General features: G+C 57.9%; 13 protein-coding genes. 10 read left to right on the forward strand and 3 right to left on the reverse strand.

Going from position 1 to position 13,605, the window contains the following annotated elements:
• Positions 1 to 328: 328 nt before the first annotated feature.
• From ACN0XM_RS13390 to ACN0XM_RS13410, 5 genes are all read left to right on the forward strand, one after another.
• Positions 329 to 598 (forward strand): ComEA family DNA-binding protein, encoded by a 270-nt coding sequence (locus ACN0XM_RS13390; RefSeq protein WP_417567446.1) that lies wholly within the window; start codon positions 329 to 331, stop codon positions 596 to 598.
• 135 nt (positions 599 to 733) lie between these two features.
• The gene (locus tag ACN0XM_RS13395) at positions 734 to 1,513 is read left to right on the forward strand and encodes a (Fe-S)-binding protein (RefSeq protein WP_417567447.1); all 780 of its coding nucleotides are present in this window, start codon (positions 734 to 736) and stop codon (positions 1,511 to 1,513) included.
• Complete coding sequence (locus ACN0XM_RS13400) at positions 1,510 to 2,949, forward strand: LutB/LldF family L-lactate oxidation iron-sulfur protein (protein ID WP_417567448.1); 1,440 nt, start codon at positions 1,510 to 1,512, stop codon at positions 2,947 to 2,949. Before ACN0XM_RS13395 ends, ACN0XM_RS13400 begins: the two co-directional genes overlap by 4 nt.
• Complete coding sequence (locus ACN0XM_RS13405; protein ID WP_417567449.1) at positions 2,946 to 3,599, forward strand: LutC/YkgG family protein; 654 nt, start codon at positions 2,946 to 2,948, stop codon at positions 3,597 to 3,599. Before ACN0XM_RS13400 ends, ACN0XM_RS13405 begins: the two co-directional genes overlap by 4 nt.
• Positions 3,596 to 4,549, forward strand: a complete 954-nt coding sequence (locus ACN0XM_RS13410; RefSeq protein WP_417567450.1) for a DMT family transporter — start codon at positions 3,596 to 3,598, stop codon at positions 4,547 to 4,549. The genes ACN0XM_RS13405 and ACN0XM_RS13410 overlap by 4 nt, the downstream gene beginning before the upstream one ends.
• A 6-nt stretch (positions 4,550 to 4,555) precedes the next feature.
• On the opposite strand, the gene gloA is transcribed toward ACN0XM_RS13410, so the two are convergent.
• The gene (gene gloA / locus ACN0XM_RS13415; protein ID WP_417567451.1) at positions 4,556 to 5,104 is read right to left on the reverse strand and encodes a lactoylglutathione lyase; all 549 of its coding nucleotides are present in this window, start codon (positions 5,102 to 5,104) and stop codon (positions 4,556 to 4,558) included.
• A gap of 207 nt (positions 5,105 to 5,311) precedes the next feature.
• Between gloA and ACN0XM_RS13420 the strand changes: the two genes are divergently transcribed.
• The 5 genes from ACN0XM_RS13420 (at position 5,312) to ACN0XM_RS13440 (ending at position 11,602) form a co-directional block, all read left to right on the forward strand.
• Positions 5,312 to 5,971: a GntR family transcriptional regulator gene (locus ACN0XM_RS13420; protein ID WP_417567452.1), complete on the forward strand. Its 660-nt coding sequence runs from the start codon at positions 5,312 to 5,314 to the stop codon at positions 5,969 to 5,971.
• Positions 5,972 to 6,248: 277 nt separating this feature from the next.
• Entirely contained in the window at positions 6,249 to 7,214 is a 966-nt protein-coding gene (locus ACN0XM_RS13425; protein ID WP_417567721.1) for a DUF6160 family protein, read from the forward strand.
• Between the two features lie 54 nt (positions 7,215 to 7,268).
• Positions 7,269 to 8,327 (forward strand): lysylphosphatidylglycerol synthase transmembrane domain-containing protein, encoded by a 1,059-nt coding sequence (locus tag ACN0XM_RS13430; protein ID WP_417567453.1) that lies wholly within the window; start codon positions 7,269 to 7,271, stop codon positions 8,325 to 8,327.
• The gene (locus ACN0XM_RS13435; RefSeq protein WP_417567454.1) at positions 8,324 to 10,567 is read left to right on the forward strand and encodes a glycosyltransferase; all 2,244 of its coding nucleotides are present in this window, start codon (positions 8,324 to 8,326) and stop codon (positions 10,565 to 10,567) included. Before ACN0XM_RS13430 ends, ACN0XM_RS13435 begins: the two co-directional genes overlap by 4 nt.
• Positions 10,568 to 10,654: 87 nt before the next feature.
• Positions 10,655 to 11,602, forward strand: coding sequence for a YbgA family protein (locus ACN0XM_RS13440; RefSeq protein ID WP_417567455.1), 948 nt, complete (start codon positions 10,655 to 10,657; stop codon positions 11,600 to 11,602).
• Here the strand turns inward: ACN0XM_RS13440 and ACN0XM_RS13445 are convergent.
• Both ACN0XM_RS13445 and ACN0XM_RS13450 read right to left on the reverse strand, forming a co-directional pair.
• A complete protein-coding gene (locus tag ACN0XM_RS13445; protein WP_417567722.1) occupies positions 11,599 to 12,603 on the reverse strand; it encodes a rhodanese-related sulfurtransferase in 1,005 nt (334 codons plus the stop codon). The genes ACN0XM_RS13440 and ACN0XM_RS13445 overlap by 4 nt on opposite strands.
• A gap of 156 nt (positions 12,604 to 12,759) precedes the next feature.
• Positions 12,760 to 13,491 carry a DsbA family protein gene (locus tag ACN0XM_RS13450; protein ID WP_417567456.1) on the reverse strand — a complete coding sequence of 244 codons (732 nt, stop codon included), beginning with the start codon at positions 13,489 to 13,491 and terminating at the stop codon, positions 12,760 to 12,762.
• Positions 13,492 to 13,605: the final 114 nt, after the last annotated feature.

Here is a 13,605-nt window from a genome sequence, read left to right on the forward strand (position 1 = left end):
TTCCACACCCTGTAGACTTGTCAGTGTCAGGGATGACAAGCCAGCACGGAACGTTGGCTCAAGGATGAGAACTCCAAGGATCAGGAGTTGCCCAAAGGATCAGGGCTTGCAGGGATGACCACAAGGATGATGCGCTCAGGATGATGCGCACGCCTGAAGGATCAGGCAGGGATCAGCCACGGAAACGGGATCACATGGAACGTGGTCCCATCCGTGCACTTTTTCTGTCTATCACCCATTTCTGCTCTCTTCTTACATTACGCTTCTGCTGCTTTGCGCCCTGGCAAAAAAACCAAAAAACGCAATACAGTCTCAGGAGCTCGTATCTATGAAAAGCACACCGATGTTCGCCACCCTTGTTCTGCTGTTCAGCCTGGTTACCGGTTTTGCTTACGCACAAGACGCTGCGATTAACATCAACACCGCAGACGTAACCACCCTCGCCAGCCTGAATGGCATTGGCCAGAGCAAGGCCGAAGCCATTGTTGCCTACCGGGAAGCCAATGGGCCCTTCGCCGTGACTGCTGACCTGGCCAACGTTAAAGGCATTGGCGAACGCACCGTTGAAAAGAACGCAAAACGGCTGACCATAAAATAACACCGCCGGGCAGTGGCGCTCTGCCGCTGCCCTGTCAGCTTTTTCCTCTCCCTACTCTGAAAGTCGTCTGGCAACACCGCACTCGCCACCCTATTATTACCGGATAACAATTCCAACACGGTTGAGCGGCGGCATATGGTTGATACCATCAAGGTTTATCCATCAAAACCTGCAAAGGTCTATTTCTACGGCACCTGTCTGGTGGACATGTTCTACCCCGATGCGGGCATTGCCGGAGTGGAGTTGCTGGAGCGGGAAGGCATTGAGGTACTGTTTCCGCAAAACCAGACCTGCTGCGGGCAGCCTGCATACACCTCTGGCTACCATGACGAAGCCCGTTCGGTGGCCAAAGCCCAGTTAAACCTGTTCCCCGAGGACTGGCCCATTGTGGTGCCCTCCGGTTCCTGTGGCGGCATGATGCGCAAACATTACCCGGCCCTGTTCAAGGACACCACCGATGAGGTGAAGGCCGCCGGCATTGCCGGTCGGGTCTGGGAGCTGACCGATTTTCTGCTGAACGTGTGCCATATCAAGCTGGAGGACCTGGGCGAGCCCACCACTGTGGCCATGCACACCTCCTGCTCCGCCCGCCGTGAAATGGGTGTGGCGGAAGTGGGCCCGAAACTGCTGGGCCAGCTGAAAAACGTGAATCTGGTGGAGCAGATCCGACCGGAAGAATGCTGTGGTTTTGGTGGCACCTTTGCGGTTCGCCACCCGGAGATTTCCGGCGCCATGGTGAGTGAAAAAGTCGACACCCTGGTGGAAACGGGTTCCAGACAGTTCGTCACCACCGATTGCGGCTGCCTGATGAACATTGCCGGCTACGCCGAGAAAAACCAGAAGCCCCTTGAGGGCGAGCACATTCTGAGTTTCCTGTGGGCGCGCACACAGGGCAAAGGGGGGCAACAGTCATGAGCGAAACAACCGAACACACGGGCCATCATATCGATGTAAAACAGTTCCACCCCCGCGCCCAGGCGGCCATTCAGAACCCAAAGATCCGCAAGAACTTCCGCAGCGCCATGGATGGGCTGATGTCCAAGCGCAAGGCCGCCTTTGAGGGCTGGGACCTGGAAACCCTGCGGGATCTGGGTGCCAACATCCGCATGCGGGCCCTGGCCAATCTGCCGGACCTGCTGGAGCAGCTTGAGAAAAAGCTGACGGAAAACGGCGTCAAGGTTCACTGGGCGTTGGATGGCGATGAGGCCTGCCGGATTGTCCGGGACATCTGCAAGGCCCGGGACGCCAAGACGGTGATCAAGGGCAAGTCCATGGTCTCTGAGGAAATGGAACTGAACCATTACCTTGAAGAACAGGGCATCGAAGCCCTGGAGTCGGATCTGGGCGAATACATTGTGCAGTTGGCCGGGGAAACGCCCTCGCACATCATCATGCCGGCCATTCACAAGAACACCGGCGAAATCTCCGAGCTGTTGCACGAGAAAACCGGCACCGATCTTTCCAACGATGTGGAATACCTCACCGCCAACGCCCGGCTGCAGCTGCGGGAAAAGTTCATGAACGCGGATGTGGGGGTTTCCGGGGTCAACTTTGCGGTGGCGGAAACCGGCACCCTGTGCCTGGTGGAAAACGAGGGTAACGGCCGGATGACCACCACGGTGCCGCCCTGCCACATTGCGGTGACCGGCATCGAGAAAGTGGTGCCGACCCTGGAAGACGTGACAGGCCTTCTGGCCCTGCTCACCCGCTCAGCCACTGGCCAGCACATCACCACCTACTTCAACATGATTTCCGGCCCGCGGAAAGCAGAGGAGCTGGACGGCCCAGAGGAAGTCCATCTGGTGCTGGTGGATAACGGCCGCTCGTCGATCTACCAGGATGACGAACTGCTCGACACCCTGCGCTGCATTCGCTGCGGCGCCTGCATGAACCACTGCCCGGTGTACACCCGGGTGGGTGGCCATGCCTATGGCACCACCTACCCCGGCCCCATTGGCAAGATCCTGATGCCGCACCTGATTGGCCTGGATGAAGGCCGACACCTGCCGAGCGCGTCCAGTCTCTGTGGCGCCTGCGGTGAGGTGTGCCCGGTGAAAATTCCCATTCCGGATCTGCTGGTGCGGCTGCGCCAGGAATCAGTAGATGGTGACAAGCTGCACCCGGCCAAGGTACGCGGCCACGGCGCCAAGCGCAGTACCATGGAAGCCGTGATCTGGAAAGGCTGGGCCTGGATGCACGCCAGCCCCGGGTTCTACCGTTTTGGCACCGGTGCCGCCAGCAAGCTGCGAGCGTTGCAGCCTGCCAGTGCCGGTGCCTGGACCGACTACCGGACAGCGCCGAAGCTGGCCGCCAAAACCCTGCACCAACGGATGAAGGAGCGCGGCCAATGAGTTCCCGGGAAACGATTCTTCAACGCCTGCGCAACCGGACCGGGGGCGAGCTGACGGTGCCGGAGTGCGATTTTTCTGTTCTCCAACGGCCGGACTGGTCCCCGGCGGAGCGCGTTGACCGGTTTGAGAGGATGATCGAGTCGGTTCACGGTGAGGTTCACCGCTGTACCGAAGACAGCTGGATGGACCGCCTTGCCGAGATTCTGGCTACCCGGGGCGCCCGCAACCTGCTGGTGGCAAAGACTCATGAGATCGGCCAGTCCCTGCGCAACGCAGGCCGTAACGATCTGCCGGAACTGTTGATCTACGATGAGCCCATACACAGCTGGCAGGCCCATCTGTTCAACGAAGTGGACGCCAGCATCACCTCCACCCGGGGTGGTATTGCCGAGACGGGCTCGCTGATCCTGTGGCCAACGGTGGATGAACCCCGGCTGATGAGCCTGGTGCCGCCGGTGCACATAGCCATCCTCAAAGCCTCGGAACTCTACACTACCTTTCATGAAGCGATGAAGGCCCAGAACTGGTCTGCTGGCATGCCGACCAATGCCCTGTTAATCTCTGGCCCTTCCAAAACCGCCGACATTGAGCAGACTCTTGCTTACGGTGTTCACGGTCCCAAAGAGCTGATTGTACTGGTTATTGAATGATCCGAGGCGCCCTGCTGATCGCCCTGGCTGCCCTGCTCTGGGCGACCACGGGGATTGTTGCGAAATTCCTGTTCACCGGCACCGAGCTTCAGGCTATCACCCTGGGTTTTCTGAGGCTGGCGGTGGCGTTACCGTTTTTCTGGCTGCTGATGCGGCGGGAACAGGCACAGCTTGAGCGAGCCAACCCCGGTGCCAGGGCGCCCGGCAGCTCGCTGCGAAGCATGACCTCAAAAGCCCTATTGCCTCTGGCCGCTCTTGGGCTGTTCCAGGCGTTCTACCAGGGCAGCTACCTGCTGGCTGTCGATCTCACCGGCGCCGGTATTGCCACCCTGATTGCGCTCTGCCTGCCGCCAGTACTGGTGGCCATTCTGGCGGCTCCGCTGCTGGGCGAAAAGCCGGGTTTGCTGACGATACTCTCCCTGATCGCCGCCATTGCCGGCACCGCCATGCTGGTGCTCAGCGATATGGATACCAGTGGCACCCTGCGCCTTGCCGGCATATTGATGGCACTGCTGGCGGCCGTGGTCTACACCGGCTTCACTCTGACCAGCCGGTACAGCTCCGCCGGCACACCGGTGTTTACCACAGCCTTTATCTGTTTTTTTACCGCAGCACTGATCCTGTTACCGGTGGTGGCAATCAGTGGCGGATTTCAGGGACTGGAAAGCCTGGAACTGAGGCATTGGCTGATGGTGGGCTATATCGGCGTGGTGCCGACCTGCATTGGCTATGTGAGTTTCTTCAGTGGTATGAAAACCACACCGGCCACGCTTTCCAGCATCATTGTCACCCTGGAACCCCTGTTTGTGGCTCTGCTGGCCTGGGTGTTCCTGGAGGAGATACTGGGGCCTATCGGCATTACCGGTGCGCTGATCCTGACCGCAGCGGTGATCGTTGCATCCCGGTATGGCAGCAAGCCCGCAGCCGGCCAGGAAGCCGGCGCAGACTGAGCGAAATCAGCTCCCCTTGCGCTGCTTCTCGAGCATGTCCGGCTGCAGGATTTCGATCCAGTAGCCGTCGGGATCCTTGATAAAGGCCAGGCCTTTCATCTTGCCGTCATCCGGCTTTTTCACGAACTCCACGCCGAGTCTTTCAAAACGGTCACAGGCCGCATAAACGTCGGGCACGGCAATACCAATGTGTCCGAAGCCCTGGGGCTCGTCGTTGCCGTTGTGGTAGGCAAAGTCCTCGTCGTCTTCGGTACCCCAGTTATGGGTAAGCTCGAGCATCGCCTCACGGCCAAAAGTGTAGGTGGTGCGGTAGGCATCGTCGTGCGGCACGAGGGCGGCGTGGCGGTCGTCCAGATAACCCAGGAAATACAGGGTGAACTTCATTTCCGGAAAGTCCAGTTTGCGAACCAGGCGCATGCCCATCACTCGGGTGTAGAAGTCCATGGAACGCTCGGGCTCCTTGATACGCATCATGGTCTGATTGAATACGTAACCTTCGGTTTCGGGAACGGGTTCTTCGTGTAGGCCGGGGGCTTGTTCGAAATGCTTGGGCATTGTGGTTTTCCCTTTTTCGCATGATTCAAGAATTATATCTGTGTGCGTTTCAGGGGGATTTCAAGGGCCGGGGGTAGCCACTCGCCGGATCAAGGTGTTGCCGGAATCGGACTCAGAGGCTGTGATAAACTCATGCGCACACATTCCCGGGCCGGCCGGCTTCCCTCAGCAGCCGACCGGCTATTTCGACCTGCCCAGAGAGCCTTTATGGATTTTCAGGTGCCCAACACCCTGGCCGAGCAGATTGCCAATTACCTGGCAGAACGGATCATGACCGGGAAGATTCGCCCGGGAGATCGGATTCAGGAGGCTACGCTGGCCGGTGAACTGAAGGTGAGCCGGGCCTCGGTGAAGGAAGCCCTGTACACCCTGGAGCGCTGGCACCTGGTGGAAATCACCCCTCGCAAAGGTGCTTCAGCGACTCGGCTGGACGCGGCCCACGCGTCCGAGCTTTATGATGTGTATATGCATCTTCTGATGATGCTGGTTGCCCGGCTCTGTATGCGTTGGCGGGAGAGCGACAGGCAGCGGATGCTGGATGCCGTGGCCGAGGTTATTGAGCAGATGAGGGGGCCTTCCAGCGATATTGCTGCGGTGGTGGAGGCCAGTTTCGGGGTGATGGAGGCCTGCTGTGAGGTGGTCGGGAATCCCTATCTCACAGAGGCCCTTTCAAACTTCAAACCGGCGGTTAGTCGGGCCTATTATCTCGGTGCCGACAGGTACCGGAAAGGGCTTGCCCAGACCAGCGAGTTTTTTACCAATCTGCCTGAGGCGGTTCTGGCGCGGGATTCTGATAAAGCCCAGGATTTGATTCGGCAATTTGCAGAGCACCAAAAGAGGCTTATCCAGCAAGCCCTTTCTTCGTAGAATTGGTGCAAGCAAAGTGGGCGGGACGTCCACTTCGCCCAATCCTCTCCAGTGGTATCCCGCTGTGACAGAGCTCACAGATCTTTCTTGCTTAGCCGCTTATCGTAACAGTCTGTAACAAACCAAAGTTTTGCTGCATTGGTTGTGCTGTCCCCCTGCGGCCTGGGGAGTGTTTTGACGCTCTCCGCTAAGAACAATAAACCGGACTTTTGGGGCCACCATGACTCAGCCACACGTCTGCCATCGAATAAGCACGTCTTCCACGCTTCCTGTATGGATGCTCGCCCTGGCCCTTCCGTTGCCTGCGATGGCGGAGTTCCAACCGATGAACGATGGGGCCATGTCGGGAGTTACCGGGCAGGCGGGGGTGACCATTGAGCTGGAAACGAAGCTGAGTATTGATCGGCTTAGCTGGACTGACGAAGGTTCGCTGAATGTGAACGGGCTGCGGCTCTCTGGCCAGAACGATACGGTGTTGGACAACATTGAGCTGACGATCGATATTGCCGGCGATGGGGAGGTGCTTGAGCACGGGTTTTCAGAGATTGCCCGACGGGCCAATTCGGGGTTGTTGGACCCAACCAATCCGGATGTGGCCGATGCTCTGGCGAAGTATTCTGTCGCTGGCTCTTTTGGCAAGCAGTTCAATAGCGGTGATCTGGTGATGCACCTGGGGGCTACCGATTACGGCGATCCGACCAATCTGGACGATTACCTGCAGGCGGTGGATTTTGAACTGGCGGTGAGCGATGTAACCAGCAGTGGTGCCGATGGTGCGGCGACTCTGTTCTCGAACATTTTGCTGCAGGGCTATATCGGCCCTACGGATCTGGTGATTCGTAACGGTGGCAGCTCGGTTCGCACGCTGGCAAATGGCAACGAGGTTTCCGGTTCGGAGTTGCAGCTGGATACTCACTTCGAGATTACCAACGGCAGTCTGAACTGGGATGCCGCTGACGTTATCCTGCTGTTCAACTTTGCCGCCGTGGGCATCGAGGGGCTGCAGATTCATAACCGCCGGGGCGACGATACTCTCGGACACTTCGGAATGGCCAGTGCAACGGCGAAGCTGTCACAGGGCACCAGTGCTGCTTCTGCCAAGGAGGGGCTATCGGTCCACGATGTGGAATTCCGGGCGGATATCGATATGCCAGTGTTCAAAGTGGGCGGCACCAGCATTGGTAACGTTCAGTTCACGGACTTTGCCATTACCAACACCACCATGATGGTTTATGGACACTAGACACCAACCACACCCTACCCTGTAAACTGCCCGTCTGACTCTGACGGGCAGCCCATGACTGACTCCACTGACATCGATTACTCACAGCGCACCTCCGGGCGACGGCTGGCAATCTTTAGCCTGCTGTTTGTCGCTCTGACGGCTGCCGGGCTGTATACCGTTTATGATCAGTTTGCCGAGCGGAGTATTAACTTCGATAACCGGCTCATTCAGCCGGCCGCCGTGCTTTCCATCATTGGCCTATTGCTCATCTATTTTGTGGCAGACGGGCTGCGCCTCTACTTCACGCTCAGGGCTCTCGGTCAGCGGATGGCACTGTCGACCATGTTCCGGCTGGTGTTCATTAATCTGTTTTTCTCCAACATCACACCCATGGCAACAGGCGGCGGGTTCGCGCAGATCTGGTACCTTAACAACCACGGGGTGCCTGTGGGCACCGCCACGGCGGCCACCACCATTCGGACGGTGCTGGCGGTCATATTCATCTTTTCCCTGACCCCCGTGTTTCTGCTCACGCTGAACGCGCTGAAGGATCACGCCATTACCGGAAGCGTCGGTACTGCCCTGGCGGTCTTTATCCTGATTTACCTCGGCTTTTTCGCCATTCTGTTGTTCCGGACTCACTGGCTTATCGGTCCGCTCAGTAAACTTCTGAGCACCGCCCGACGAATGCACCTGATCAGTGAATCCCGGCACCGGCGCTGGCAGTTCAAGGCCCGCCGGGAGATGCTGCGATTCTCCGGCAGCTTCAGCGACTACCTTCGCGGCCGCCCACTCTTCGTGGTGATGTCCATTCTGTTTACCGCGGTTTTCCTGCTCAGCCTGTTCAGTTTCCCGGCGCTGCTGATCTACTGGCTGGGCTATAGTGTGGATTACCTGGTTTCCCTGGGGCTGCTGGTGGTAACCACCTTCATTATGTATTTCTCCCCCACCCCCGGGGCCTCTGGTATTTCCGAGGGTATTTTTGGCAGCTTCTTCCGGGATATCCTCTCTGGCAATCACCTGATCCTGGTGATTGTCGGCTGGCGCTTGCTGACCATCTACCTGGGCATGATTATCGGGCTGGTGGTCTTTCAGAGGGAACTGATTGCCAATCGCAGGAGAACCGGATGATTTTCCGAAACCCACTCAAACTGCTGTTCTACCTGTGTCTGCTGGTGGTGCTTCTACTGGTTGGTTACAAGGTCTATCTGAACCTGTTCACGGAGGATTTCGAAGGCGTTCACACCGAGCAGGTTGAGCGGATTGATCGCCTTGTCGAGCTAGGGCAACCTTTCAGTTTCGCCGTCGTTGGCAACATCAATAACTCGGTGGGTGTCTTTGAAGACCGCATTATTCCTGAGCTGAACGGTTCCGGGATTGACTTCATGGTATCCGCGGGCAATGCCGTCAGCGGTGGCGGTGAAGACAAATACCGTGCCCTCTATGGCACCCTGAGCCACCTGACCATTCCCTACCTGCTGACCTTCGGCGCCCACGAATACGAGGAATTCGGCAGCTTCCGGTTCTATGACCATTTCGGGCCACACTTTTTTAGCGTCCAGGCGGGCAATGCCCGGCTTATTTTCCTGGATAGCACCGGCAAAACCCCCTGGCGCTGGCAGATGCGCTGGCTGAATGACCTGCTGAAGCAGGATTCGTCCAAGGCCAGAATTCTGTTCATCGGCCACCCTCCGCTTCACCCGGACCAAAACGCACCGTTTGATCAGCAGGAGGATTACCTGGCGCCTCCCGAGTTCCGGGACGCGCTGCTCAAAACTGTGAGTAACCACCATATTGACCAGGTGTTTTCCGCCAACCTGTCACTGTATTCGGAAAAGACGGTGGACAGCACCACGTTCATAACCACCGGCGGTGCCGGCGGCCTGGTGATGAACAACGACATCAGTTTCTACCACTATGTACGGGTGAACGTGAGTGCCGATGGCGAGGTGAGCCACAGCCTGCAGCGCATGGAAGTGGGCCAGCATCCGATTCTGAAGCGCCTGGAGAGCCTCTGGTTCTTTATCTATTCCCTGTTCTACACCGGCTACATCAATTTCCTGCTGATTGTTGCGGTGTTCGCCGCTCTGGCCATCAAGCTCTATGGGGCGATTTTTATTGGCAAGGATTATTACCCGGATTACGATCTGGACCCGGCGCCGTGGTTGGAACGGCCGCTACGGGTGGCCATGTTTACCAATAACTATCTGCCGTTCATCGGCGGTGTTCCCATTTCGATTGAGCGGCTGCGACGGGGCCTGGAAAAGCTGGGAGACAAGCTGCTGATCGTGGCGCCCCGTTACAAGGGCCAGGCGGAGTCGGAAGACCACGTGCTTCGGGTGCCGTCGCTGCTTTCCATGGGTGAGGAACGGGAGTTCCGACTTGCCAATATTTTCCTTGGACGGATCCGCAAGCAGGTTCGCGCCTTCGCACCGGACATTATTCATGTGCACCACCCCTTCTGGCTCGGCTCGCTGGGGCTGTTCGTTGCCCGCAGGCTTAAAGTGCCCGCAATCTATACCTACCATACCCGCCTGGAGCACTATGCCCACTTTGTGCCGCTGCCGGGCATGCTGTTCCGGAACCTGATTTCTCACGCCCTGATCAAGCACTTTGCGAACAAATGCGATGGCGTGATCGTGCCCACCTACTCCACCGAGGAATACCTGCGGATGATCGGGGTGAAAACGCCGACCTTTGTGCAGCCTACCGGTATTGAATACCAGCGTTTTCAGGAGGTTCGCCCGGAAGACATTGAGCAGCTGCGCAACAAGCTGAATCTTGGCGAGGAGAAGGTGTTTGTCAGCGTTTCCCGGTTGTCGAACGAGAAGAACATCGATTTCATGATTGAAGCGATCGACGCTCTCAGGCGGGAAACCGACGTGCCGTTCCGGTTCCTTATGATTGGTGATGGCCATCAGAGGGACCGCCTGCAGAAGAAAATAGAGCAACTGGGACTGGAGCAGTACTTTACCCTGGTGGGCGCCATCCCCCCGGAGGATATGGCTACCTGGTACCGCTTGGGTGACGCGTTCCTGTTTGCCTCGAAATCCGAGACCCAGGGCATGGTGATACTGGAAGCCATGGCCGCCGGGCTGCCGGTGGTGGCTGTGCGATCCAGTGGAATCGAGGACGTGGTCCGGCACGGATTCAATGGCTTCAAGACGCCGGAGAAGCAGGATCAGTGGCGGGCGCAGGTCAAAAAGCTGCTGGAAGATGACGCGCTGCGGGAGCGATTGTCCGAGCAGGCCCTGGATTTCTCGAAAGACTACTCCGTGGAGCGGTTCGCCACCGATGTGCGCACCATTTACGCCACCACCCTGGCCATGTTCGCCAAGAAACGGAACCGCTCCGAGAGCAAAAAGCCCTAGGTAGGGTTACGGTTTTCGCCAGGGCGATGATCGGGCTAGACTTGAATCACGTATTAAAAAGGTCGTTTAAACAATCGGAGAGTCTACGTGAGCGGCATTCCCGTAGGAATCAGCACCTGCCTGCTGGGCAAGGAAGTTCGCCATGATGGCGGCCACAAGCATTCCCGCTACTGCACCCAGGTGCTGTCAAAGCATTTTGAGTTTCGCTCCATCTGCCCGGAGCTGGAAGCGGGCCTTGGTGTGCCCCGGCCCGCCATTCATCTGCGCGAATACGGCGATGGCCTCCGGCTGATTGAAACCAAAGGCACGGCAGATCACACCGACGCCATGCAGGGCTTTATCGATCAGATCATACCCACCCTGGCCGACCTTCGGGGTTACATTCTGATGGCCAAGTCGCCCAGCTGCGGCATGGAGCGCATCAAGGTTCATAATGAGAACGGGCAGGTCACTCGTCGGGACGGCCGGGGCATGTTTGCCGAGGCACTACTGAAAGCCTACCCATTGATGCCGGTGGAGGAGGAAGGCCGCCTGAACGATGACATGTTGCGGGAAAACTTCATCGAACGGGTCTTTGCCTACGATGACTGGATGCAGAACGTCGCCGGCGACCAACTCTCAGCCCGGGCATTGATCGAGTTCCACACCCGCCACAAGTTCCAGCTTCTGGCACATTCCGAGAAGATTTACCGCCAGCTCGGCCCCATGCTGGGGGACCTGAAATCCGAACCTCTGGAAGACATCGCTGACCGCTACATCCATCCGTTCATGGAGGCCATGAGCCAGAAGGTCAGCCGGGGCTCCCACATGAACGCCATGCAGCACCTGATGGGTTACCTCAGGGACTCCATGGGCGAGGAGGACCGCAAGGTACTTATGGAACACATGGAGGCCTATCGCCGGGGCGAGGTGCCGTTAGTGGTGCCGATGACTCTGCTGCGCATGGCCCAGCGCCGGGAGCCGGTGGACTACCTGCACGCCCAGAAGTACCTTACGCCTTACCCGGATGAGCTTGGGCTTCGGAATAACGTTTAGCCAGCCCGCTCACCTTCCAGACTCTTTCTGGCCTGGCGCTCACGCTCTGCCTTTTTCCGGGCCTTGCGCTCGGCAATGATGCGGGCCGCTTCACCACCCACGTGGGCTTCCCCCCGTTCCTCGGCCAGGCGCATCTGCCGCTCACGCTCGGCGAATCGCGCTTTCTGCTCTTCAGTCAGTGAATCAATGCACCGATGGCAGCTCACGCCCTGCTCATACTCCGGACGCTGTTTATCTTCCTCGGCAATCGGCCGGCGGCAGGCATGGCACTGGTCATACTCGCCACGCTCCAGCCTGTGATTGACCGTCACACGGTCATCAAATACGAAACATTCTCCGTGCCACAGGCTATTCTCTTCGGGCACCTCTTCCAGGTATTTCAGGATGCCGCCCTTGAGGTGATAGACCTCCTCGAAACCCTGCTCCTTCAGGTACGCAGTGGATTTCTCACAGCGGATACCACCGGTACAGAACATGGCAACCTTCTTGTGCTTCGAGGGATCCAGGTTCCGCTTCACGTATTCCGGGAACTCCCGGAAGGTATCAGTGGCCGGGTTGACGGCATGTTTGAAGGTGCCGATTTCCACCTCGTACTGGTTACGGGTATCAACCAGTATCACCTCCGGATCGGAGATCAGGTCGTTCCATTCCTTTGGATCCACGTACGTACCCACAATGCGCTTCGGATCGATCCCGTCCACGCCCATGGTGACGATCTCTTTTTTAAGCTTCACCTTGGTGCGCTTGAACGGCTGGATGTCCACAAAGGATTCTTTATAGTCAATGCCGTCAAACCGCTCGTCGCTGGCAATCCAGGCTTTGACGGCATCAACGCCTTCGCGGCTGCCGGCGATGGTGCCATTGATGCCTTCACGGGCCAGCAACAGGGTGCCGTGCACATCTTTCTCGAGCATCAGGTCCAGCAGGGGCTGGCGGAGGGTTTTGTAATCATTCAGGATTGCAAATTTGTACAGTGCGCAGACAACAACGTCGTTGCTCATCATGTTCTCCTGCGGGCCGGATCGTAAATCCGGAGCATGGGTTCAAGGTGATTTTAGGGTCACTTAAAGGCCGGAGCCTGAGAAGGCGCAAATTTTAACCAACTCAGGCTCACGATCAAGTGCGGATTTGTGCAGACTTTGCGGGCTTATTGGGAATCACTCGGCCTTGCTGGCCAGCTCACGCTCCACAACGGCAGAGAGCTGCCCCCAGCCGGGTCGCGTCAGGCGAATGTTATCCACCAGAACGGTTGGCGTGCTGGTTACCTTGAGCTGCATGGCAACGCGCCGGCTCTCCTCCACAGCTTCCCGGTGCAGCTCTGTGGTCATGCAGGTCCGGAAGCGCCGCTCTTGAAGCCCGAGGTCGCCGGCATAGCGGGTGAAGGTTGCCACCGGGTCGTTGGAGCCGCTCCACTCCGTCTGGTTTTCGAACAGGCGATCGTGCATCTTCCAGTAGGCATTCTGGTCGCCAGCGCACCGTGCCGCCTGGGCGGCGGGCATGGCATTGTCATGCTGCTGCAGGGGCAGATCAAAATAGACGAAACGGACCTTGCCGGTGTCGACATACTCCTGTTTCAGCTGCTTGCTGGCGGAGGAGAAGTTGCCACAGGCCGGGCACTGAAAATCTGCAAACTCCCGTACCACAACTGCAGCGTCTTCGGGCCCCACCGAAACCCCATATTGGTCCAGTTGCGAGGGAAACGCCTCGGCATTGGCCGAAGCCACCGGTAGTTCGTCAGAGTTTGGTTTCGGTGAGGCGGTCAGGAAGAAGACTACGAGAACCGCAGCTGCCAAGACTAGCACTCCGATGCCGATATACAGCGGCTTGTTGGATTTCGGCTTGCCGGGAGGCGGCGCTCCGGTTGCTTTGCGACGTTTTGCTTCACCCATGAAAGGGCTCCTTTTTTGTCTTGGGATTATTCGGGCTCAATTAGCTGGCGACCATTTCAACAACCAGCGTGGCACGCTAAGATCCTTTATACCCTACAAAAGATCCAACAAAAA

The organism is Marinobacter sp., from assembly GCF_048269445.1.
In the GTDB taxonomy this organism is placed as follows: Bacteria; Pseudomonadota; Gammaproteobacteria; order Pseudomonadales; family Oleiphilaceae; genus Marinobacter.